Origin of the sequence: Achromobacter sp. ESBL13, from assembly GCF_036668755.1 — a bacterium.
GTDB lineage: Bacteria > Pseudomonadota > Gammaproteobacteria > Burkholderiales > Burkholderiaceae_B > Achromobacter.
The window spans coordinates 218,856-240,630 of the sequence record NZ_JAZEVT010000007.1 but is presented as its reverse complement, the minus strand read 5'-3'; the positions used below and the strand labels follow the sequence as shown (position 1 = coordinate 240,630).

Genomic DNA, 21,775 nt, shown 5'->3' with positions numbered 1-21,775 from the left:
CAAGGCGCGACTTGGGCAAGCGTCATTCTGCTACAAGCGCTTGCCCGCCAGCGCCAGCGCCAGCGCTACCGCGTCGATGGTTTGCGCCACCGCGTCGCTGGCCAGGCAATCGACGATGACGCGGTCGGGCTGGGCGCGCAGCCAGGTGATCTGGCGCTTGGCCAGTTGGCGCGTGGCGGCAATGCCCTGTTCACGCGCGGTGGGCAGGTCGACCTCGCCGTCCAGATGCGCCCACATCTGCCGATAGCCCACGCAGCGCACGGACGGCAGCCCCGGATGCAGATCGGCCCGGGCGCGTAGCGCGCGCACTTCGTCCAGCAGGCCGTTGGCCAGCATGGCGTCAAAGCGCTGTTCGATGCGCGCGTGCAACGCGGCGCGCTCCGACGGTTCAAGGCTGATGGTCAGGTAGTGGTTGGCGTCGTCGTCGGGCTTTTGCTGGCCGCGCGATAGCAACGCCGACATCGGTTGACCCGTCAGCCGGCAGATTTCCAGCGCGCGCTGGATGCGCTGGCTGTCGTTGGGCGCCAGGCGCGCCGCCGTGATCGGGTCCAGCCGCGCCAATTCGGTATGCAGCGCGGGCCAGCCCTGGATGGCGGCGCGGGCTTCGATCTCGGCGCGCAAGGCGGGGTCGGCCTGGGGCAGGTCGTCCAGCCCGTCGCGCAGCGCCTTGTAGTACATCATCGTGCCGCCGGCCAGCAGCGGGATGCGGCCCCGCGCGCGGATCTCGTCGATCAATCGCAGCGCATCGGCGCGAAACTCGGCGGCGGAATACGACTGCGCGGGGTCCAGGATGTCCAGCAGGTGCTGCGGCACGCGCGCCTGTTCCTCTGGCGAGGGCTTGGCGGTGCCGATGTCCATGCCGCGGTAGATGGTGGCCGAATCGACGTTGACGATTTCCATCGGCCAGCGCTCGGCCAGGGCCAGGGTGGACGCGCTTTTGCCGGCGGCCGTGGGGCCGGCCAGGCAGATCACCAGCGGGGTATCGGGGGGCAGGGAAGAGGCCAAGCTTATTGTCCGCGCAGAAAGAGCTTGTCCAGGTCGGACACCGACCATTGCACCCAGGTCGGACGGCCATGGTTGCACTGGTCGGCGCGTTCGGTGGCTTCCATCTGGCGCAGCAACCCGTTCATTTCTTCGATGGTCAGCCTGCGGTTGGCGCGCACGGAGCCGTGGCACGCCATGGTGGACAGCAGTTCGTTGCGTTGTTCGGTCAACAGGCGCGATACGCCCACGGCGCCAAGATCACGCAGCACCGCGCGCGCCAGCGTTTCGATGTCGCCGCGCGCCAGGATGGCGGGCACCGAGCGCACGGCGATGGACGTGGGGCCGGACGGGCGCATCTCGAAACCCAGGTCGCTGAGCTGCTCTTCAAATTCCTCGATCAGCGCCACGTCTTTTTCCTGGGCGTGGAACACCACGGGCACCAGCAGGTCCTGGCGTGGCAGGCTGCGCGCATCCAGCGCCTGCTTGAGCTGTTCGTAGACGACGCGCTCGTGCGCCGCGTGCATATCCACCAGCACCATGCCCCGGCGGTTCTGCGCCAGGATGTAGATGCCGTGCAGTTGCGCCAGCGCCATGCCCAGCGGATGTTCCTCGTCCATGGGCAGGGAGGGCGCGGGCCGGGGTTCGCTGACGGGTGTGACCTTGGCGGCCGTGTCGTCGTTCAGCGGGCGATACAGCGATTGCCAGTCGGCGACGGGGTTGCCGGCGGGCTCGGCATGCAGGCGGAACGGGACCTGCGTGTGCGCGCGTTGCGGCGCGGGCGACGGGCGCAGGCCGTAGGCGGCATTCTGGCCGGTGTAGCCGGGGCGGATGGTGTTCGGTGCGGTGCCGGAGGCTTCGTGGCCGTCGTGGGGGCGCGCGTGGGCGGAGGCGGTGTCCGCGATTGTTGTCGCGCCCGGCCCGGAGCCAGTGCCCAGGCCTGAGCCAATATTCGAGGCGGGGCCAAAGCCAGAGTTTGAGCCCAAGCCCGAGCCCGAGCCCGAGCCCGAGCCCGAGCCCGAGCCGAGAGACAAGCCCGAGCCCACGCCCGGGCCGGATCCCGAAGCCGAACTGGCAGCGCCGGACGCCACCGTCTCGAATCCGCCGTCTTCTTCCTGTTCCTGCCGCGAAGGCGTGACGGCTGACGAGCCGCCCGTCTGCGCCAGCGTCTGGCCCACGGCGTGCGACACAAAGCGGTGCACCGCGCCGCTGTCGCGGAAGCGGACTTCGTGTTTGGCCGGGTGCACGTTCACGTCCACGGCGGCCGGGTCGATGTCCAGGAACAGCACGTAGGCAGGTTGGCGGTCGCCGTGCAGCACGTCGGCATACGCGGCGCGCAGCGCGTGGCTGACCGTGCGGTCGCGCACGTAGCGGCCGTTCACGTACAGGTATTGGCGGTCGGCACGGGCGCGGGCGGCGGTCGGGCGGGTGATCATGCCGGCAAGGCTGACGGTGCCCACCGAGTGCGACAGCAGCAGCCCGTGCTCGGCGAATTCCGCGCCCAGCACGTCCCGGATGCGTTGGGGCGGTTCGGCCGGCAACCATTGCCGCTGCGCGCGATCATGGTGAAACAGGCGGAACGCAATCTGGGGATGCGCCAGTGCGATGCGTTCCATCGCATCAACGCAATGGCCAAATTCGGTGGCCTCGGACCGCAGGAATTTGCGCCGGGCCGGCACGGCGTCGAACAACTGCCGCACGTCCACGGTGGTGCCCGGTGGGCCGGAAGCGGGGCTGACCTGCATGCTGCCCGCATCGATCTGCCAGGCGTGTTCGCCGTCGCGGGTGCGCGAAATGATGGTCACCTGCGCCACCGAGGCAATCGAGGCCAGGGCCTCTCCACGAAACCCCATCGACGCAACCGATTCCAGCTCGTTCAGCGAGCGGATCTTGCTGGTGGCATGGCGCGCCAGCGCCAGCGGCAGCTCGTCCGGCGGAATGCCGCCGCCGTCGTCCGTGACGGCAATGCGGCGGATGCCGCCGCCTTCCAGGCGCACTTCGATGGCGCGGCCGCCCGCATCGATGGCGTTCTCAAGAATTTCCTTGAGTACGGAGGCGGGCCGCTCGATGACTTCTCCAGCGGCAATCTGGCTGATCAGCAAGTCGGGAAGCGCAAGAATGGAACGGCGTTCTGTCATTAGGCTTAGGTCTGGTGGTGCTGTGTGGACGATTTTAGCGTCATGGGCGGGTCGGCTATAGTCGCGAAGGTTTAACCTTCCTTCCGACTTCCAGGCCGCTGAATGCTTGAATTTTTCAATATGGTCCTCCACATCGACAAGACGCTGGGCGTCTGGGTCGCGCAATATGGCGTGTGGGTGTACCTGGTGCTGTTCCTGATCGTATTCGCCGAGACCGGCTTGGTCGTGCTGCCGTTCCTGCCCGGCGATTCCCTGCTGTTCATCGCGGGCGCGTTCGGCGCCACGGGGCATATCGACCCGGTGTTGATGGCCGTGCTGCTGATCGTGGCCGCCATTTCCGGAAACACGCTGAACTACATGATAGGGCGCTACATCGGCCCGCGTGTGTTTTCCATGAACCTGCGCTTTCTGGACCGCGGCGCGCTGATGCGCACGCACGCGTTCTATGAAAAGCATGGCGGCAAGACGATCGTCATGTCGCGGTTCATCCCCGTCGTGCGCACCTTCGCGCCCTTCGTGGCGGGCGTGGCCGATATGTCGATGTCGCGCTTCCAGATGTTCAACATCCTGGGCGCCTTGTTCTGGGTGATCAGCCTGGTGGCCGCCGGCTATTTCTTTGGCAACATCCCGCTGGTGCGCGAACACCTGAACACCATCGTCCTGCTGGGCCTGGCCGCTGCCATCGTGCCGGTGGTGGGCGCGGGCGTGTTCAAGATCATCAAGTCACGCCGGGCGTAAAAAGCTTCGGGAAACCCCGGCGCGCGACGCTGCGCGGGGTCGAAAAAAGGGCGATGCGCCGTCAAGCGCATCGCCCTTTTTTATTCTGACCGTTGTCGCGGTTGTGGGTTGTTACGCCGGCGGGTTCAGCTGACGTCGCCCAGGCGCGCCAACGGCGGGTTGGCCGTGAAGTAGCGTTGAATGCCCGTCATCATGGCTTGCGCCAGCTTCTCCTGGTGCGAATTGCTGCGCAACAGGGCTTCTTCTTGCGGGTTGCTGATGAAGGCGGTTTCGACCAGCACCGAAGGAATGTCCGGCGCTTTCAGCACGGCAAAACCGGCCTGTTCGACGCTGTTCTTGTGCAGGCGGTTGATCTTCTTGATTTCGTCCAGGAAGGCGTTGCCCACCTTGAGCGAATCATTGATTTGCGCGGTGGTGGACAAGTCCAGCAGTACCTTGGCCACCTGACGGTCGTGGCTGCCCAGGTTGACGCCGCCGATCAGGTCGGCCGCGTTTTCCTTGTCGGCCATCCAACGCGCCTGCGCGCTGGACGCGCCGCGTTGCGACAGCGCAAACACCGACGAGCCGTTGGCCGACGGCTTGACCCAGGCATCGGCGTGGATCGAGATGAACAGGTCGGCATGTACGCGGCGGGCCTTTTGCACGCGCACGTGCAGCGGCACGAAGTAATCGTCGTCGCGGGTCAGGTAGGCGCGCATGTAGGGCTGGCTGTCGATCAGCGCTTTCAGGCGCCGGGCGATGCGCAGCACCACGTCTTTTTCGCGCAGGCCGCTGCTGCCGATGGCGCCAGGGTCTTCGCCGCCGTGGCCGGGGTCCAGTGCGATGGTCAGCATGCGCTGCTTGCCACGGCCGGCGGTGGCCGGGGGCGACTTGGGCGCGGTGGGCAAGGGCGGGGCGGGCTGTTGGCCTCGCACGCGCGGCGGTTCGGGCGGGTCGGCGCGCGTAACCGGGTTGCGCTGGATGTCTTCCAGGATGCGCGCCAGGGGGTCGTCGACGTCCGGGCCGCTTTTGTTCAGGATCGCCACCAGCGGGTCCTGGGCGATCTTCGGGTACAGGTCCAGCACCAGGCGGTACTGGTAGTCGGCCACGGGCTTGAGCGTGAATACCTGCGGCGCCACGGGCTGCTTCAGGTCGAACACCAGCCGAACCACGTTCGGGCGGTTCTGGGCCACGCGCAGGCTTTGAATATAGGGATCGTCGGGGCGAACCTTGGAAACCAGATCGTTCAAGGCCGCGCTAAGGGTCAGTCCCTCGATATCGACGACCAGCCGATGGGGATTTTCAAGCGTGAATTGTTCCGCCTTCAGCTCGCTATCGAGCTCCAGCGTGACCCGGGTGTATTCGTCGGCCGGCCAGGTGCGGACAGCCAGGATCGTTGCCGCCTGCGCCAGGCGCGGCAAAACCGGCAGGACGAGCAGAGTGGCGGCGACGCTGATCAGGCGTCGTCGGGTGGCGCCTGCCGAGGGAAGGGCGCCGTCTTTGGCGGGGGGACAATCGCGTTCAACCATGTTTGTCCTCGTGCGGTGTACGCGGTCAGGGTGGCGTCGCGGCCCTCATCGGCATAAGCCAGGGAAATCAGCAAGTCGGGCGGGGGCAAAAGGCCCTCGGCCCGCTCCGGCCATTCGATCAAAACCACCGCGTCTTCACGCAGTAAATCCCGAAATCCTGCGTCCAACCATTCGCGCGAATCACTAAATCTATAAAAATCAAGATGATAGAAGTATAAGTTAGAAACTTTATAGGATTCAAGCAGCGCGTAGCTGGGACTTTTGATTCGACCGGTGATGCCGCATTCCCGCAACAGGGCGCGTGTGAAGGCCGTTTTACCCGCGCCAAGGTCGCCTTGCAGGTGTATGCAGGCGCCGGCGGGCGCGGTCTGTCCCCCGGAAACCAGAGGGGCAAGCTGCCGCGCCAGCGATTCCGTGGCGGCTTCGTCGGGCAGGTGCAAGGTCAGGCTGCAAAGAGGGGCGGACATGGCGCGGGGCGAGTGGTAAAAAACGGTGAAGGGATTACGGATTTCCGCAATTATAGGAATGCGGGTTTCTGCTAATCTTATTAGTGATTGTCATTCTCAATAAGTCGCTTGCGGCCGACGCCGCGCTTTGCGACTGTCAGCCGCCACGGGAGTTGTACGCGCCATGAAGACCCGCATCGAAAAAGACACGTTTGGGCCTATCGAGGTCCCCGAGGATCACCTCTGGGGCGCCCAAACGCAACGTTCGCTGCATTTTTTCGCGATTTCCACGGAAAAGATGCCTGTCCCGCTGGTCAACGCCATGGCGCGCCTGAAGCGCGCGGCCGCCAAGGTCAATGCCGAGCTGGGCGAGCTGGACCCGAAGATCGCCGACGGCATCATCCGCGCGGCCGACGAAGTCATCGCCGGCAAGTGGCCCAACGAATTTCCGCTGTCGGTCTGGCAGACGGGCTCGGGCACGCAAAGCAACATGAACATGAACGAAGTGCTGGCCAACCGCGCGTCGGAACTGCTGGGCGGCGTGCGCGGCGAAGAGCGCAAGGTGCACCCGAACGACCACGTCAATCGTGGCCAGTCGTCCAACGACACGTTCCCGACCGCCATGCACGTGGCCGCCGCCGTTGAAGTCGAACATCACCTGCTGCCCTCGCTGAAGCAATTGCGCGCCACGCTGGCCGAGAAAAGCGCCGCGTTTTACGACATCGTCAAGATCGGCCGCACGCACTTGCAGGACGCCACGCCGTTGACGCTGGGCCAGGAACTGTCCGGCTATGTCGCCCAGCTGGATCTGGCCGAACAGCAGATCCGCGCCACGCTGCCCGGCCTGCATCAGCTGGCCATCGGCGGCACGGCGGTAGGCACGGGCCTGAACGCGCATCCCGAATTCAGCGCCAAGGTGTCGGCCGACCTGGCGCATGCCACCGGCACCGCCTTCGTGTCGGCGCCCAACAAATTCCAGGCGCTGGCCTCGCACGAGGCCTTGCTGTTCGCGCACGGCGCGTTGAAGTCGCTGGCGGCGGGGTTGATGAAAATCGCCAACGACGTGCGCTGGCTGTCCAGCGGGCCGCGTTCGGGCCTGGGCGAAATCAGCATTCCGGAAAACGAACCGGGCAGCTCGATCATGCCGGGCAAGGTCAACCCCACGCAGTGCGAAGCCATCACCATGCTGGCCGCGCAGGTCTTGGGCAACGACGTCGCCATCAATATCGGCGGCGCCAGCGGCAACTTCGAACTGAACGTGTTCAAGCCGCTCGTGATCCACAACTTCCTGCAATCGGTGCGCCTGCTGACGGACGGCATGGCCAGCTTCAATGCGCACTGCGCGGCCGGCATCGAGCCGAACCACGAGCGCATCGCTGAACTGGTGGACCGGTCACTGATGCTGGTGACGGCGCTGAACCCGCACATCGGCTACGACAAGGCCGCGCAGATTGCCAAGAAGGCGCACAAGGAAGGCTTGTCGCTGAAGGAGTCGGCGCTGGCGCTGGGTTACGTGACCGAAGCGCAGTTCGCCGAATGGGTGGTGCCCGGGTCGATGACCAACGCGCGCAAGTCCTAAGCGCCCTGGCCCAAGCCTGGGCCAAGCTTAAACCTGAGAAGGCTGCCATCCCGGCAGCCTTTTTTCGTCGGGTCAGGGCGGCTATCCCGGCAGCCTTTTTTTTCGTCGGGTCAGGGCTGCCCGGCCAGCAGCAGCCACATCGGAATCGTGACCGCCGAGAACAGCGTGCCCAGCGAAATCAGCACGGCCACCATGCGCCCGTCGCCGCCCATGCGCATCGCCAGCACATAAGCGGCGGACGCCGTCGGCAGGGCGGCGAACAGCAGCAGCATGCGCGCTTCCAGCGGCGGCAGGCCCAGCAGCAGCGCCACGCCCAGCGCCACGGCGGGCAGGGCGACCAGCTTCACGGCCAGCATCCAGGCAATCAAGGTGCCGTAACCCTTGCCGCCTTCCCAGGCCAGGCTGGCGCCCACGCAAATAATGCCCAGCGCCAGCGCGGCGGCGCCCAGGCGTCCCAACACCGTGTCGACGGGGCCGGGCAGGTGCAGGCCCGCCAGATTGCACGCGAGGCCCAGCAGCGTGGACACGACGAGCGGGTTGCGCGCCAGTTCGCGCAGCAGATTGCCGCCGTTGTGGCGCGCCAGGCCGTAGACGGCGGCCACGTTGGCCATGGGCACGGCAAAGCCGATGATCAGCGCCATCACCGTCTGGCCCTGCGTGCCGGCAAGACTTGCCGACAGCGCCAGGCCGATATACGTGTTGAAGCGATATCCGCATTGGGCCGACGACGCCAGTCCCACCGACGACGGCCGCAACACCCAGCCGGCCAGCCACGACATTGCCACACCCGCCACCACCACCGCCGCCGTGGCCTGTAGCAACATGGCTGCGTTGCCGGCGGTGATGGGCGTGCGCAGAATCGATTGGAACAGCAGCGCGGGGAACAGGACGAAGTAGACGAGACGCTCGGTGCCGGCAAAAAACTCGCGCGAAAAACCCAGCTTGTGACGCAGCGCCCAGCCGAGCGCTACCAGCATGAAATCAGGGAAAACCAGAAAGGCGACCGACATGAGGAAAGGGTGTTTTAACAGCGCGTTGGCCGGGGATCGGCACGCTATGCGGGTGTAAGCATTTGCTGCTATTCTCCGTCATTCTGGCGGGCGCGTCTGCCACAAGCACCTTATAAAAGCAGCGCCACACACGCTGCACAGAAGCAATGCGCTCCCACCGTTATCTGCTGGCCCGTCCACAGGCGGAGACCATCTCAAAACGGTCCGTTTACATACGGGCTCGCACTCTTGGAGGAAACACACCTATGAATAAAGTTCGCTCCCTGGCCGTGGCTATCGCTTTGGCTACCGGCGCCGCCGGCACGCTTGGCGCCTCTGTTGCGCATGCCGCCGACAAGTACCCCAGCAAGCCCATCCGCGTGATCGTTCCGTTCGCGCCCGGTGGTTCCACCGACATCATCGCGCGCCTCGTGACGCAACGCATGAGCCAGGAACTTGGCCAGCCGATGGTCGTGGAAAACAAGGGCGGCGCGGGTGGCGCCATCGGTGCCTCTGAAGCCGCGCGCGCCGATGCCGACGGCTACACGCTGTCGATCGCCACGGTCTCGACCATGGCCGTCAACCCGGCCTGCCGTCCGAAGGACCTGCCGTACGACCCGATCAAGGACTTCCAGCCGGTCACCAACTTCGCCAACACGGCGAACGTGGTTGCCGTGAACCCGAAGTTCCCGGCCAAGGACTTCAAGGGCTTCATCGAAGAACTGAAGAAGAACCCGGGCAAGTACTCGTATGGCAGCTCGGGCACGTGCGGCGTGCTGCACTTGATGGGCGAATCGTTCAAGATGGCCACGGGCACCGACATCGTGCACGTGCCCTACAAGGGTTCGGGCCCGGCCGTGGCCGACGCCGTCGGCGGCCAGATCGAAATCCTGTTCGACAACCTGCCGTCCTCGATGCCGCAGATCCAGGCGGGCAAGCTGAACGCCATGGCCATCGCCTGGCCCGAGCAGATTCCCGCCGTCAAGGGTGTGCCCACGTTCAAGGACGCCGGCTTCCCGGTGCTGAACCAGCCCGTCTGGTACGGCCTGCTGGCCCCCAAGGGCACGCCGATGGACGTCGTGAACAAGCTGCGTGACGCTGCCGTCGTGGCCCTGAAGGACCCGAAGGTCATCAAGGCGCTGGACGACCAGGGCTCGGCGCCGTCGGGCAACACGCCTGAAGAGTTCGCCAAGGAAATCAAAGAGCAGTACGACTGGGCTCAAGACGTGGTGAAGAAGCAGAACATCAAGCTGGATTGATGCGGCTTGGGGGCTGGCCGCCAAGCCGGTCCTTGATGCTGAAATGAAAACGGGCGCCCGACAGGCGCCCGTTTTTTTATGTCGCGGCGTGATGCGGCCCACGAGGCATGCGGTACGCGCGCACGGCCGCGATGCCGCGACGCCGGGCCACTACGACGCTACGCCGCTACTGCGCCCCATCCAGAGACGCCACGCGGGCGGCGCAGGCCGCGCGCAGCCGCTCGATCAGGTCGCCATGCAACGCCGACAACGGGTCCTGGTTGCGCACCATGATGCTGATGGGCACGCGCAGCGCGGGCTCCAGGCGGCGCAGGTGCATGCCGGGGCGCAGCATGGCCTGCGCGGTGATGGCGTCGACGATAGCGTCGCCGCAACCGGCGTCCACCAGCGCGCAGGCCACGTAATGCGTCTGCACCTGGATGGAGACCTGCGGCGCCAGCCCCTGCGCGTCCAGGGCCATTTGCAGCAACGCGCCAGATGCGTCGCCCGCATCCAGCACGATCAGCGTTTCAGCGGTGGGATCGGCCAGCTCGGCCAGGCGCATGGGCCCCGTGGTCGGCCGGCGGCTCAAGTGCACAAGTTCGGTGTGGCCCAGGCCGGTGCGCGTCAGGCCCGGATAGTCGTTGGTGTCGAAGGTAATGGCCAGGTCCAGTTCACGCGTCAGCAGGCCCTGCACGAGTTCCGCGCTGTGATGGGTGTGGATGTCGAACGTGATGCCGGGCTGCGCGTCGCGGCTGTCGCGCACCACGCCGGGCAGCAGGCCCAGGCCCAGCGCGGGCGCGCAACCCAGCCGCAAATGCCCATGCGGCCGGTCGCGCAGGTTGGCGACCAGCCGGCGCACGCTGTTCAGATCCTGGTTCAGCCGGGCGACCTCTGGCGTCAGGATCTCGGCTTCTCGCGTGGCCACCAGCCGGCCCTTGACGCGATCAAACAACTTGAAGCCCAGCTGCGCCTCGGCATGCGCCAGCAGCTTGCTGGCGGCCGGCTGCGAGATATGCAGCGCGGCTGCGGCCTCGGTCAGGGAACCGGTACGACGGATCGCTTCGAAAATTTCGATGTGGCGCAGGCGCATGGCAGGACGGGATAGGGGGCGGGAACCGGAACCGCGATTCTAAGCGGTTGACGGCGCGCGACCCGCTGGCCGATCATCATGAACGCCTGCCGGACCCCCCGGCGCCACCCTGGAGCTCATCATGCGCGCTTGCCGCCACGCCGCCGCCATCTTGTTTGCCGCCACCCTGGCCGCCAGCGTGGCCCCCGTTCCGGCCGCCTGGGCCCGCACGCCGGCCACCGAAGACATCAACCCCGAAGCCGCCAGCGGTGCCCAAGCGCGCAAACTGGTGCGCGCCTCGCATTACATGATGGTGTCGGCCAACCCGCTGGCCACCGAGGCGGGCGACGCCATGCTACGCAAGGGCGGCTCGGTGATCGACGCGGCCATCGCGACGCAGCTCGTGCTTAACCTGGTCGAACCGCAATCGTCCGGCATCGGCGGCGGCGCGTTCATCGTGTGGTATTCAGCCAAGTCCGGGCGCATCCAGACCGTCGATAGCCGCGAAACCGCGCCCGCCGCCGCGCGCCCCGACCGTTTCCTGGACGCCGACGGCAAGCCGCTGCCGTTTGCGCAGGCCGTCAACAACGGCATGTCGGTGGGCGTACCGGGCTTGTTGCGCGGCCTGGAGCTGGCCCACAAAGAAGCGGGCGTGCTGCCCTGGGCCGACCTGTTCCAGCCCGCCACCGACCTGGCCGAACAGGGCTTTGCCGTGTCGCCCCGTCTGCACACGCTGCTGGCCGGCAACAAGGCGCTGCCCACGCAGGCCGCCGCCGCCGCGTATTTCTATGCGCCCGATGGTACGCCTTGGCCGGTAGGCCATGTGCTGAAGAATCCTGAATTTGCTCGCACCTTGCGCGCCGTGGCCCAGCAAGGCGCCGACGCTTTCTATCAAGGCGACATTGCGCGCGACATCGTGGCTGCCGTGCGTGGCCACGCCAAGCCGGGCGACCTGACCCTGGCGGACCTGGCCAACTACCGCGCCAAGACGCGCGACCCGGTGTGCGGCCCGTATCGCGGCTACCAGCTGTGCGGCATGGCGCCGCCCAGCAGCGGCGGCATCGCGGTGTTGCAGATGCTGGGCGAGTTGGAACAGTATCCGGTTGCCACCTACGCGCCCGGCTCCACGCAGGCCGTGCATTATTTTTCCGAGGCGGGCCGGCTGGCCTTTGCCGACCGCGACTTCTACGTGGCCGACCCGGACTTCGTCAACGTGCCGGTGCGCGCGCTGCTGGATCCGGCCTATCTGCGCGCGCGCGGGGCGTTGATTCAGCCCGACCGCAGCATGAAGGTGGCCCTGCCCGGCGACCCCGAAGGCAAGCTGCTGACCCTGGGCCGCGACAACGCGCTGGAAGTGCCGTCCACCAGCCATCTGGTGGCGGTGGACGCCAAGGGCAACGCGCTGTCCATGACGACGACCATCGAAAGCGAATTCGGCAGCAAGATCTTCGTGCGCGGCTTTTTGCTGAACAACGAAATGACGGATTTTTCTTCGTCGTTCAAAGACCCCGAAGGCCGGCTTGTGGCCAACCGCGTCGAAGCGGGCAAACGCCCGCGCAGTTCGATGGCGCCGATGATCGTGCTGCGTGACGGCAAACCCGTGATGCTGGTGGGATCGCCCGGCGGCAGCGCCATCATCAACTACGTGGCCAAGACCATCGTGGGCGTGCTGGATTGGGGCCTGGACATGCAGGCCGCCATCGCGCTGCCCAACATGGGCAGCCGCAACAAGGAAACCGAACTGGAAAAGGGCACTGCGCTGGAAGCGTTGGCGCCCGCGCTGGAAGCGATGGGCCACCCGGTGCGCATCACTGAATTTCCCAGCGGCATCCACGGCATCGTGATCGATGCCAACGGCTTGCAAGGCGGCGTGGACCCGCGCCGCGAAGGCTTGGCGAAAGGAGGTTGACCCCGAAAGGCCGGACAACGGCGGGCGCGCGATGCGCACCCGCCTCGTCAGTCCAACAATGCGGGGGCGATCCCGCGATGCCGCATCCACTCCAACGATGCCGCATTAATCCAGCGACGCCGGGTCGATCTCCATGCGCGCTTCCTTGCGGTGCGCCATGTACGTCACGCCCCACATCACCACGCCCAGCAACAGCAACCAGCCCGCCACCTGATATTGGATGACGTCGCGGCCGGTCAGCGGCGTGACCATGAACAGGCAGGCCGCCGCGCCCAGCCACGGCACGATGCGGTTGATGGTGAAGTGCTGATGCTTGACCTTATCGCGGCGCAGGACCAGCACCGCCACGTTGACGAAGGCGAACACGCCCAGCAACAACAGCGCCGTGGTGCCGCCCAACGCGCGGATGGCTTCGGAGTCGGCCAGCGAGACCAGGATGATCAGGCCGAAGGCCAGCACGGTCGTGAACAGAATGGCCGTCCACGGCGTCTGGTTCTTGCGATGCACGTGCGCCAGAAAGGCCGGCAACACGCCCTGACGCGACATGCCGTATAGCAGGCGGCTGGCCATCATCATGTTGATCAGCGCCGAATTCGCCACGGCGAACATCGAGATGATCGGCATGATGTACTCCACCGGCAGGCCCGGCGCGGCGCGCTTGACCACCAGCACCAGCGGGGTCGAGCTCTTGGCCAGTTCGCCCACCGGCACCAGCGCCACCGCGCAGATCGACACCAGCACGTAGATCACGGCCGTAATGCCCAGCCCCGTCAACATCACCTTGGGAAAGATGCGGCTGGGCTCGTGCGTTTCCTCGGCCATGTTGACCGAATCCTCGAAGCCGACCATGGCGAAGAACGCCAGCGCGGTGGCCGACGTCACGGCCAGGAACACGCTTTTATCTTCGGGCGTGTCGAACGCAATCACGCGCGAGAAATCCGCCTGCCCACCCGCGATGGCATAAAAGCCCAGCAGGATCACCATCAGCAGGCCCGTCAGCTCGATCAGCGTCAGCACCACGTTAGCCTTCACGCTTTCGGCCGCGCCGCGCAGGTTCACCAGCATCACCACCAGCATGAAGCCCAGCGCGCCGAACGTAATCCACGTCTTCTCGGCCTTGATGCCGAACGCGGCGAACAGGTTCGCGGCGAAAGCCTGGGACGCCGTGGCCGCGGATGTCAGCCCCGAACACATGACGGTGAAGCAGACGATGAAGGTCAGAAAGTGCACGCCGAACGCCTTGTGCACGTACAGCGCGGCGCCGGCCGCCTTGGGGTATTTCGTGACCAGTTCCAGGTAGGACAGCGCGGTCAACAGCGCGATGGCAAACGCCACCAGGAAGGGCAGCCAGGCGGCGCCGCCAACTTCGGCGGCGACCTGGCCGGTCAATGCATAAACGCCTGTGCCCAGGATGTCGCCAACAATGAACAGCAACAGCAGCTTGGGGCCCATCACGCGCTTGAGCGGCGCGTTTTCCGATTGCGATGGGGCTTTTACATCGGTTGTAGCCATCTTCTTTTTCTCCTCTTTCTTTCACTCGCGGGAGGCGACCCGAAAAGTCTAAGGGGAGGACGTAGCAGCCGATGCTACAGCGGTGCAACGAAATGTCTTAGTTGTTGGTATTCGTTGATGGCGCCTCTTGCAGCGCGGGCGGCAGCTTGCGCAAGGTGGCGGGCGTGCGCGACAGCTTGATGGGCGAACCCACCCCTTTGTAGTCGCCCTGTTCCACCAGCATGCCGCGATGGCGTGTGTGCGGATGCGCCAGCGCCTCGTCCACCGTCTGCACCGCCGCGGCGGGCACGCCGGCGCGCAGCAAGCGGTCGGCCAAGGGCGCGGCGTGTTGCCGCGCCAGCAAGGCCGACAGCGCGTCACGCAAGGCCTGGCGGTTTTGCAGGCGGTCGGCGTTGGTTGCAAAGCGCGGGTCGGCGGCCAGTTCCGGCGCCTCCAGCACCTGCGCCATCAACGCGAATTGGCGGTTGTTGCCCACGGCCAGGAAGATCGGGCCACTGGCGGTGGGCAGGGTTTCGTACGGCGCGATGTTCGGATGCGCATTGCCGCTGCGCTTGGGCACCTTGCCGCTGTAGAAGAAATTGGCGGCGTGCGGATGCAGCAGCGACAGCGCGCAGTCGTACAAAGTGATGTCCAGGAACTGGCCCAGCCCGCTGCGATGGCGTTCGTTCAGCGCCAGCAGGATGGCGACGGCGGCGTTCAGACCGGTCACCATGTCCACCACCGGCAAGCCCACGCGCGTGGCGTCGCCGTCGGCTTCGCCGTTCACGCTCATCAGGCCGCACATGGCTTGCGCGCAGGCGTCGTAGCCGGGCAGGCCGCCCAAGGGGCCATCGGCGCCGAAGCCGCTGACACGGCAATGCACCAGCTTGGGAAACGCCTGGCTCAGCGTGTCAAATCCCAAGCCCCATTTTTCCAGGGTGCCGGGCTTGAAGTTCTCGACCAGCACGTCCGCGTCCGCCAGCAGATGGCGCAGCAGTTCCTGGCCGGCCGGTTGCGACAGGTCCAGCGTCATGCCTTCCTTGTTGCGGTTCACGCCGATGAAGTACGAGGCCGTGTCGCCCAGGAAAGGCGGCCCCCAGCCGCGCGTTTCGTCGCCGCCCGGTGGCTCGATCTTCAACACGTCGGCGCCGTGGTCGGCCAGGATCTGCGTGCAATACGGGCCGCCCAGCACGCGCGACAGGTCAATGACTTTGCAGCCGGCAAGCGCGCCGGCGTTCGGTAGGGTAGGGGCCATGGATGTCTGCTTCAGTCGATGGAAACGTTGGCGCTCTTGATCAGCTCGCGCCACTTGGGGACTTCGGTGGTGATGAAGGTGGCCAGCCCTTGCGGCGTCTGGTCCTGCGCGGCAACGATGCCTTGCGAACGCAGCGTCTGTTCCACGGTCGGGTCGGACAGCGCGGTCTTGAACGCGCGGTTCAAGGTATCGACCACGTCGGCCGGCGTGCCCTTGGGCGCGACGATGCCGAAGAAGACGCTGACGTCGTAGCCCGTCAGCCCTTGCTCGGACAAGGTGGGCAGGTCGGGCAACGCGTCAGAGCGCTGCGCACTGGCCAGGCCGATGGCGCGCAGCTTGCCGGCCTTGATGTAGGGCAGCGCGGTCAGGATGTCGGTGAACGACATCGACACCTGCCCGCCCAGCAAATCGTTCAGCGCCGGCCCCGTGCCCTTGTACGGGATGTGCATGATCTTGGTGCCCGCCATCTGGTTGAACAGAATGCCGGCCAGGTGCGACGACGCGCCGTTGCCCGACGAGGCGTAGCTGAGCTTGTCCGGATTCTGCTTGGCGTAGGCGATAAGTTCCTGCGCGTTGTTGACCGGCACCGACGGGTTCACAACCAGGATGTTGGGCAGGTGGCCCAGGCGGATGATCGGGGCGAAGCTGGTCTCGGGGTTGTAGCCCTGCCGCTTGTAAAGGCTGACGTTGATGGCCAGCGGGCCGGACGTGCCGAACAGAATCGTGTAGCCGTCCGGCTTGGCCGACGCCACGTATTCAGAGCCGATGTTGCCGCCCGCGCCGCTGCGGTTTTCGACGATGACGTTCTGCTTGAGCGGTTCACGCAGCTTTTCGGCCAGGCGGCGCGCCATGGCGTCGGTGGGCCCGCCCGGCGGGAACGGCACGATCAACGTGATGGGTTTGGCGCTGGGGTAGGCGTCGGCCGCCAGCGCGGGCGCGGCGGGCGCCACGGCGGTGGCCACGGCCAGCAGCAAGGGGGCAAATAGGCGTTTCATGGTGGTGTCTCCTGTGAGGGGGCGCGCCGGCTGTGCCGCCGGCGTCGCGGGTTACAGCGCGTATTGCAAGATGGCTTGGCAGGCGGCGCTTTCGTTAGGGGGAATGGCGTAGGGGTCGCGCGGCGCCAGGCGGTGCAGCAGCACCTGGTCGGCCAGTTGCGCGCGGCTTTCCATGCCGGCGCCCGTGGCTTCCCAGCGCAGCGCGGCCATGGACACGGCGTGATAAAGCAGGGACGCCGCCTGGCGGGCCAGTTCGGCGTGGTCCCCCATGGCGGCGTGCTCGGCCAGCGCAAAGGTCTTGGCCAGCGCATCGGCCTGCAACGCGGCCAGCGCGGGCGGGCAGGGCGCGCCATCGGCCAGCAGTTGGTCGATGTGGCCGCGCAGCGCGGGCAGTGAATTTTCTTTCTTGATGGCGCGCAGCACATCCAGCGCGACGATGTTGCTGGTGCCTTCCCAGATGGAACCCAGGTGCGCATCGCGCACCAGGCGCGGCTCGGTCCATTCTTCGATATAGCCGCAGCCGCCGCGCACTTCCATCGCGTCGCCCGTCACCTTGCGCGCATCGCGGCAGGCGCGGAACTTGATCAGTGGGGTCAGGATGCGTGCCAGCGCCGGGTCGGCCGTGCCCTGGTCGGCGTCGGCCAGCGCGCGCGCCGTCTGGAACATGACGCTGCGCGCCTGCTCGGCCCATACCGTCATCTTGACCAGCTGGCGTTGCATCAGCGGCATGTCGACCAGCCGCTTGCCGAAGGCGCGGCGCTGCTGCGATACGAAGATCGCTTCGGTCACCGCGCGGCGCATCAGCCCGGCCGCGCGCATGCCGTTGGACAAGCGCGAGTTATTGATCATGTCGGCCATGTGCTTGAAGCCCCGGCCGCGCTCGCCCACCAGCCAGGCCACGGCGCCTTCCAGGCGGATTTCACCGCTGGCCATGGAGCGCGTGCCCAGCTTGTCTTTCAGGCGCAGGATGCGGTAGTGGTTGTGGCTGCCGTCGGCCAGGTCGCGCGGCAACAGGAACAGCGAGACGCCCTTCAGGCCGGGCGCGGTTTCGCTGCGCGCCAGCACCATCGCGAAACCCGCGTCGGGATTCGAGCAAAACCATTTGTCGCCATGGATGCGCCAGGTGCCGTCCGCTTGCAGGTCGGCGGTGACTTCGGTGGCGCTGACGTCCGAGCCCGCGCCTTGTTCCGTCATGAACATGGCGCCTTGGCGCAGCGCGTCGAAATCCTGCGTGGTGACCTGCGGCAGCACGCGTTCGACCAGCGCCGGGTCGCCGAACTTGCGCAGCGTGCGAGCCAGCGAATCGGTCATGCTGACCGGGCAGCACAGGCCGAATTCCGCCTGCACGAACAAATGGCTCAGCGCGTACTTGGCGGCGGCCGGCATGGGCTCGGGCCAGCCCAGCACGCCGCCGCGATGCGACAGCGCGGCCAGGCCGAATTCGCTATAGGCCAGCCGTTCCAGTTCCACATAGGCGGGGTGCTTGTCCACCCGCGATTCGTCCGCGCCGGCCCGGCTGCGCACCGACAGCGTGGGCGGATGCTTGTCCGCCGTGGCGGCCAGCTCATCCATGACGCCACCCGCCAGGCCGCCCAGGCGTTCCAGGTGGGGCAGCAGATGGGCGTGCAGCGGTGCGGGCAGGTAGCGCTGGCTGAGGGCGGCGGCGTAGGGGTCGGCGGTGAACAGGTTCAGGCCGCGCGAATCCGGGACCGGAGTGGAGGCGGAAGTGGCAGCCAGACCGGAGGCGGAAGCAGAAGCAAAAGCAGAGGCGGAAATACGGGGGCGGGCAGTGGCGTCCATGGCGGCATCCTGCGAAAAATCGGGAAGATGGCCGATGTTGCGCGGGTGGATTAATCTATGCAAATACCGTTTTGGTGTAGAACAATCCATAAAAAATATAGATAGGGGGAGACCATGGATCTGGATCCGCGCCTGTTGCGCTACTTCATCGCGGTGGCCGAAGAACGCCATTTCAGCCGCGCCGCCACCCGCCTGCATATCTCGCAGCCGCCGCTCAGCTACGCCATCCGCCAGCTGGAAGACAACGTGGGCGCGCGCCTGCTTGCCCGCACCAGCCGCCATGTGGAACTGACCGACGCCGGCCACGTGCTGTACCGCGAGGCGCTGACACTGCTGCGGCAGGCCGAGGAAGTGCGTACGCTGGTGCGCCGGGTAGACGCGGGGCTGCGCGGGCGGCTGCGCATCGGCTTCGTGGGGTCGATGCTGTATCGCGGCCTGCCGGTGCTGCTGAACGCCATGCGCGCCGAACTGCCCGATGTGGAGCACGTGCTGACGGAGCTGAATTCGCACGAGCAGATTGAAGCCGTGCGGCGCGGCGAGCAGGACCTGGGGTTCATTCATGCCAACCCGGTGCCCGATGAAGTGCTGGCGCGCGACCTGATCGCGGAGCCCTTCGTCGTGTGTCTGCCGGATTCCCATCCGCTGGCCACGCGCGCGTCCTTGCGGCTGGCCGATCTGGCGGGCGACGACTTTGTCTTCTTCGCCCGCGCGGCGTCACCCAGCTATTTCGAAACCGTGTTGTCGATGTGCGTGGCGGCGGGCTTCATGCCCGTGGTGCGCCACGAGGTGCGGCATTGGCTTAGCGTGGCGTCGCTGGTGTCGCAGGGGCTGGGCGTGTCCATCGTGCCGTCCTGCCTGTCGCGCAGCGGGCTGGCCGGCACGCGTTTCATTGCGTTCGATCACGAGGCGCGCTCGGTCAGCCAGGTGATCTGGCAAGCCGGCGCGCAGTCGCCTTTGCAGCGTCGGGCCATGGCGCTGGTGACGCGGCAATTTCCGCCGCCTTCGGGCCAGCTGGCAGCGCTTGCCCCGGACGGCGCCGCGGCTAACGAGCAGCTGTAGCGCTGGATCAGCCCGCCTGTCCGGGCCTGGCCAGGCTTAGCGGAACACGACGGTCTTGTTGCGGTTCAGCAGGATGCGGTGTTCGACATGGCTGCGCACCGCGCGCGACAGCACCAGCGATTCGATATCGCTGCCCACCTGGGTCAGGTCGGCCGCCGTCATGGTGTGGTCCACGCGTTCGATGTCCTGGTCGATGATCGGGCCTTCGTCCAGGTCCGACGTCACGTAGTGGGCGGTGGCGCCGATGATCTTCACCCCGCGAGCATGCGCCTGGTGATACGGGCGCGCGCCCTTGAAGCTGGGCAGGAAGCTGTGGTGGATGTTGATGGCGCGGCCGTTCAGCGCGCGGCACATGTCCGCCGACAGGATCTGCATGTAGCGGGCCAGCACCACCAGATCGGTGTTGGACTGGTCGGCAATCTGCAAGACCTGCTTTTCCTGCTCGGCCTTCGTGTCGGCGGTAACGGGCAGGTAATGGAACGGGATGCCGTAGGACGCCGCCAGGCTGGCGTAGTCGTTGTGGTTCGACACGATGGCGGCCACTTCGGCGTGCAAATGCCCGCTATGCACGCGAAACAGCAGGTCGTTCAGGCAGTGGCCCTGCTTGCTGACCATGATCAACAGGCGCTGCTTGCGGCGCGCGTCATGCAGTTTCAGGTCCATGCCGTAGTCCGCCGACAGCGTATCCAGCCGGCCGCGCAGGTCGTCGGGGTTCACGGCCACGGGCAGGTCAAAGTGCACGCGCAGGAAGAACTGGCCCGTTTCCTCGTCGCCGAATTGCTGCGAATCCAGGATGTTGCAACCCAATTCGAACAACAGGCCGCTGACGCGGTAGACGATGCCGGTGCGGTCAGGGCAGGACAGGGTCAGGATGTAGTCGTTGTGCTGCATGGTGCGGGAATAGGCCGAGGTAAGGATAAGGGGGGATGGGCGGAATCAGGCGGTCAGGCGCGCCAGGGTTTCTTCCGCCACGGCCAGGCTGGAGGTCAGCCCGGGGGATTCAATGCCGAACAGGTTCACCAGGCCGGGCACGCCATGCACGGCGGGGCCGGCAATGACGAAGTCGGCGGCGGGTTCGTGCGGGCCCGAGATCTTGGGCCGGATGCCGGTGTAGCCGGGCGCCAGCGCATTGTCCGGCAGCGCCGGCCAGTAGCTGCGCACCGCGTCGTAGAACACTTCGGCGCGGGCCGGGTCCAGCGTGTAGTCTTCGGTGCCGATCCATTCGGTATCGGGGCCGAACTTGGCCTGGCCGCCCATGTCCAGCGTCAGGTGCACGCCCAGGCCGGCATGTTGCGGCACGGGGTAGATCAGGCGCGTGAAGGGCGCGCGGCCGGCCAGCGTGAAGTAGCTGCCCTTGCACAGGTAATCGGTCGGGATGGTGGCGGGCGGCACGCCGTCAAGGCGGCGGGCCAGCGCGGGCGCTTGCAGCCCGGCCGAATTGATCAGCACGTTACAGGTCAGCGTCATGGCTTCGTCGCCGCCGAATTGCAGCTCGAAGCCGCCCTCGGGGCGCACGCGGCCGGACACTAGGGGCGTATGGAAAACACACTGCGCACCGGCGTTTTCGGCGTCGCCCTGGAATGACAGCATCAGGGCATGGCTGTCGACGATGCCGGTGGATGGCGACACCAGCGCGGCCGTGCATTGCAGCGCGGGCTCCAGGCGCATGGCTTCTTCGCCGGAAATGAATTGCAAGTCGTCCACGCCGTTGGCGCGCGCGCGCTGCGCAATGCCTTCAAGTTGGGCGGCCTGTTCGCGGTTGGTGGCTACGATCAGCTTGCCCAGGCGCTTGTGCGGCACGCCGCGTTCGGCGCAGTACGCGTACAGCAGGTGTTTGCCACGCACGCACAGGCGCGCCTTCAGGCTGCCCGCCGGGTAATAGATGCCGGCGTGGATCACTTCGGAATTGCGCGAGCTGGTGCCCGTGCCGATGGCTTCGGTGGCTTCGGCCACCAGCACTTCGCGGCCGGCCTGCGCCAGCGAGCGGGCCACGGCCAGCCCTACCACGCCCGCGCCGATGACGACGCAATCTACGTCCACGCTCATGGCGTCTTCCTTTCGGACCGGCTGCCCGCGGGCGTCAGGTCAAAGCCGCCGGCGTGAAAGACCAGCGGGGGTTCGTTGCTGTGGCCGCAGCGTTCCACTTCGCCCACCATGATGATGTGATCGCCTTCTTCGTAGCGGCTGCGGTTGCGGCATTCGAACCAGGCGGCGCAATGGCCGTCCAGCATCGGCGTGCCGCCCGGCGCGTAATGCACCGTCAGGCCGGCGTAGCGGTCGGGCGTCTTGCCCGTGGCGAAACGGCGCGCCAGCGCGATCTGCTCGGCGCTAAGCACGTTGACCACGTAGCGTTCGCACTGTTCGAACGCCGCCAGCGAGGACGACGTGCGCGACAGGCTCCACAGGATCAGCGGCGGGTTCAGCGATACCGAATTGAACGAGCTGACCGTCAGGCCGATGGGGGCGCCATCAAGCCCGGCGGCCGTCACGACCGTTACGCCCGTGGCGTAGCGGCCCAGCGCGGTGCGGAAAAAAGCGGCGTCAAAATCAGGGGAGGAGGCGGGCATGCAATCGGTA

The 21,775-nt window shown here is 66.4% G+C and carries 18 protein-coding genes; 5 read left to right on the top strand and 13 right to left on the bottom strand.

Going from position 1 to position 21,775, the window contains the following annotated elements; genetic code table 11:
- Window positions 1-30: 30 nt before the first annotated feature.
- Window positions 31-1,005: a tRNA (adenosine(37)-N6)-dimethylallyltransferase MiaA gene (gene miaA, locus V6F88_RS24585; protein WP_332612849.1), complete on the bottom strand. Its 975-nt coding sequence runs from the start codon at window positions 1,003-1,005 to the stop codon at window positions 31-33.
- Window positions 1,006-1,007: 2 nt separating this feature from the next.
- Window positions 1,008-3,119 carry a DNA mismatch repair endonuclease MutL gene (gene mutL / locus V6F88_RS24580; protein ID WP_332612848.1) on the bottom strand — a complete coding sequence of 704 codons (2,112 nt, stop codon included), beginning with the start codon at window positions 3,117-3,119 and terminating at the stop codon, window positions 1,008-1,010.
- A gap of 102 nt (window positions 3,120-3,221) precedes the next feature.
- On the opposite strand from mutL, the gene V6F88_RS24575 reads away from it, so the two are divergent.
- Window positions 3,222-3,857, top strand: coding sequence for a VTT domain-containing protein (locus tag V6F88_RS24575; protein ID WP_319307652.1), 636 nt, complete (start codon window positions 3,222-3,224; stop codon window positions 3,855-3,857).
- A gap of 125 nt (window positions 3,858-3,982) precedes the next feature.
- On the opposite strand, the gene V6F88_RS24570 is transcribed toward V6F88_RS24575, so the two are convergent.
- The gene (locus V6F88_RS24570) at window positions 3,983-5,365 is read right to left on the bottom strand and encodes an N-acetylmuramoyl-L-alanine amidase (RefSeq protein WP_332612843.1); all 1,383 of its coding nucleotides are present in this window, start codon (window positions 5,363-5,365) and stop codon (window positions 3,983-3,985) included.
- On the bottom strand, window positions 5,293-5,832 hold the full coding sequence (gene tsaE, locus V6F88_RS24565; protein ID WP_332612842.1) for a tRNA (adenosine(37)-N6)-threonylcarbamoyltransferase complex ATPase subunit type 1 TsaE: 540 nt from the start codon (window positions 5,830-5,832) through the stop codon (window positions 5,293-5,295). The genes V6F88_RS24570 and tsaE overlap by 73 nt, the downstream gene beginning before the upstream one ends.
- A gap of 163 nt (window positions 5,833-5,995) precedes the next feature.
- Between tsaE and fumC the strand changes: the two genes are divergently transcribed.
- Window positions 5,996-7,390, top strand: a complete 1,395-nt coding sequence (gene fumC, locus V6F88_RS24560) for a class II fumarate hydratase (RefSeq protein WP_332612841.1) — start codon at window positions 5,996-5,998, stop codon at window positions 7,388-7,390.
- A 110-nt stretch (window positions 7,391-7,500) separates the two neighbouring features.
- Here the strand turns inward: fumC and V6F88_RS24555 are convergent, their stop codons facing one another.
- Window positions 7,501-8,400 (bottom strand): AEC family transporter, encoded by a 900-nt coding sequence (locus V6F88_RS24555; protein ID WP_332612840.1) that lies wholly within the window; start codon window positions 8,398-8,400, stop codon window positions 7,501-7,503.
- Between the two features lie 245 nt (window positions 8,401-8,645).
- On the opposite strand from V6F88_RS24555, the gene V6F88_RS24550 reads away from it, so the two are divergent.
- Entirely contained in the window at window positions 8,646-9,638 is a 993-nt protein-coding gene (locus V6F88_RS24550; protein WP_332612839.1) for a tripartite tricarboxylate transporter substrate binding protein BugE, read from the top strand.
- Between the two features lie 166 nt (window positions 9,639-9,804).
- On the opposite strand, the gene V6F88_RS24545 is transcribed toward V6F88_RS24550, so the two are convergent.
- Window positions 9,805-10,710, bottom strand: a complete 906-nt coding sequence (locus tag V6F88_RS24545) for a LysR family transcriptional regulator (RefSeq protein WP_332612838.1) — start codon at window positions 10,708-10,710, stop codon at window positions 9,805-9,807.
- A 121-nt stretch (window positions 10,711-10,831) separates the two neighbouring features.
- On the opposite strand from V6F88_RS24545, the gene ggt reads away from it, so the two are divergent.
- Complete coding sequence (gene ggt / locus V6F88_RS24540; RefSeq protein ID WP_332612836.1) at window positions 10,832-12,598, top strand: gamma-glutamyltransferase; 1,767 nt, start codon at window positions 10,832-10,834, stop codon at window positions 12,596-12,598.
- Between the two features lie 105 nt (window positions 12,599-12,703).
- Here the strand turns inward: ggt and V6F88_RS24535 are convergent, their stop codons facing one another.
- The 4 genes from V6F88_RS24535 to V6F88_RS24520 all read right to left on the bottom strand — a co-directional run bounded on the left by V6F88_RS24535 (window position 12,704) and on the right by V6F88_RS24520 (window position 18,139).
- Entirely contained in the window at window positions 12,704-14,110 is a 1,407-nt protein-coding gene (locus tag V6F88_RS24535) for an APC family permease (protein ID WP_332612835.1), read from the bottom strand.
- A gap of 97 nt (window positions 14,111-14,207) precedes the next feature.
- The gene (locus V6F88_RS24530; RefSeq protein WP_332612834.1) at window positions 14,208-15,344 is read right to left on the bottom strand and encodes a CaiB/BaiF CoA transferase family protein; all 1,137 of its coding nucleotides are present in this window, start codon (window positions 15,342-15,344) and stop codon (window positions 14,208-14,210) included.
- 11 nt (window positions 15,345-15,355) lie between these two features.
- Window positions 15,356-16,339, bottom strand: coding sequence for a Bug family tripartite tricarboxylate transporter substrate binding protein (locus V6F88_RS24525; RefSeq protein WP_332612833.1), 984 nt, complete (start codon window positions 16,337-16,339; stop codon window positions 15,356-15,358).
- Window positions 16,340-16,390: 51 nt separating this feature from the next.
- Window positions 16,391-18,139, bottom strand: coding sequence for an acyl-CoA dehydrogenase family protein (locus tag V6F88_RS24520; protein WP_332612831.1), 1,749 nt, complete (start codon window positions 18,137-18,139; stop codon window positions 16,391-16,393).
- 114 nt (window positions 18,140-18,253) lie between these two features.
- On the opposite strand from V6F88_RS24520, the gene V6F88_RS24515 reads away from it, so the two are divergent.
- Complete coding sequence (locus V6F88_RS24515; protein WP_332612829.1) at window positions 18,254-19,198, top strand: LysR family transcriptional regulator; 945 nt, start codon at window positions 18,254-18,256, stop codon at window positions 19,196-19,198.
- 36 nt (window positions 19,199-19,234) lie between these two features.
- Here V6F88_RS24515 and purU read toward each other — a convergent pair whose 3' ends face one another.
- From purU to V6F88_RS24500, 3 genes are read right to left on the bottom strand one after another with little or no spacing between them, the layout of a single operon-like run.
- Entirely contained in the window at window positions 19,235-20,089 is an 855-nt protein-coding gene (gene purU, locus V6F88_RS24510; RefSeq protein WP_046807880.1) for a formyltetrahydrofolate deformylase, read from the bottom strand.
- A 45-nt stretch (window positions 20,090-20,134) separates the two neighbouring features.
- Window positions 20,135-21,244, bottom strand: coding sequence for an NAD(P)/FAD-dependent oxidoreductase (locus tag V6F88_RS24505; RefSeq protein ID WP_332612827.1), 1,110 nt, complete (start codon window positions 21,242-21,244; stop codon window positions 20,135-20,137).
- On the bottom strand, window positions 21,241-21,765 hold the full coding sequence (locus V6F88_RS24500) for a flavin reductase family protein (protein ID WP_332612825.1): 525 nt from the start codon (window positions 21,763-21,765) through the stop codon (window positions 21,241-21,243). The genes V6F88_RS24505 and V6F88_RS24500 overlap by 4 nt, the downstream gene beginning before the upstream one ends.
- Window positions 21,766-21,775: the final 10 nt, after the last annotated feature.

Coding starts and splice junctions, on each gene's coding strand:
- purU (WP_046807880.1), bottom strand. CDS start 20,089: ATGCAGCACAACGACTACATCCTGACCCTGTCCTGCCCTGACCGCACC.
- V6F88_RS24545 (WP_332612838.1), bottom strand. CDS start 10,710: ATGCGCCTGCGCCACATCGAAATTTTCGAAGCGATCCGTCGTACCGGT.
- V6F88_RS24555 (WP_332612840.1), bottom strand. CDS start 8,400: ATGTCGGTCGCCTTTCTGGTTTTCCCTGATTTCATGCTGGTAGCGCTC.
- V6F88_RS24550 (WP_332612839.1), top strand. CDS start 8,646: ATGAATAAAGTTCGCTCCCTGGCCGTGGCTATCGCTTTGGCTACCGGC.
- V6F88_RS24530 (WP_332612834.1), bottom strand. CDS start 15,344: ATGGCCCCTACCCTACCGAACGCCGGCGCGCTTGCCGGCTGCAAAGTC.
- ggt (WP_332612836.1), top strand. CDS start 10,832: ATGCGCGCTTGCCGCCACGCCGCCGCCATCTTGTTTGCCGCCACCCTG.
- V6F88_RS24535 (WP_332612835.1), bottom strand. CDS start 14,110: ATGGCTACAACCGATGTAAAAGCCCCATCGCAATCGGAAAACGCGCCG.
- V6F88_RS24575 (WP_319307652.1), top strand. CDS start 3,222: ATGCTTGAATTTTTCAATATGGTCCTCCACATCGACAAGACGCTGGGC.
- V6F88_RS24515 (WP_332612829.1), top strand. CDS start 18,254: ATGGATCTGGATCCGCGCCTGTTGCGCTACTTCATCGCGGTGGCCGAA.
- V6F88_RS24505 (WP_332612827.1), bottom strand. CDS start 21,244: ATGAGCGTGGACGTAGATTGCGTCGTCATCGGCGCGGGCGTGGTAGGG.
- fumC (WP_332612841.1), top strand. CDS start 5,996: ATGAAGACCCGCATCGAAAAAGACACGTTTGGGCCTATCGAGGTCCCC.
- V6F88_RS24500 (WP_332612825.1), bottom strand. CDS start 21,765: ATGCCCGCCTCCTCCCCTGATTTTGACGCCGCTTTTTTCCGCACCGCG.
- tsaE (WP_332612842.1), bottom strand. CDS start 5,832: ATGTCCGCCCCTCTTTGCAGCCTGACCTTGCACCTGCCCGACGAAGCC.
- V6F88_RS24520 (WP_332612831.1), bottom strand. CDS start 18,139: ATGGACGCCACTGCCCGCCCCCGTATTTCCGCCTCTGCTTTTGCTTCT.
- V6F88_RS24570 (WP_332612843.1), bottom strand. CDS start 5,365: ATGGTTGAACGCGATTGTCCCCCCGCCAAAGACGGCGCCCTTCCCTCG.
- mutL (WP_332612848.1), bottom strand. CDS start 3,119: ATGACAGAACGCCGTTCCATTCTTGCGCTTCCCGACTTGCTGATCAGC.
- V6F88_RS24525 (WP_332612833.1), bottom strand. CDS start 16,339: ATGAAACGCCTATTTGCCCCCTTGCTGCTGGCCGTGGCCACCGCCGTG.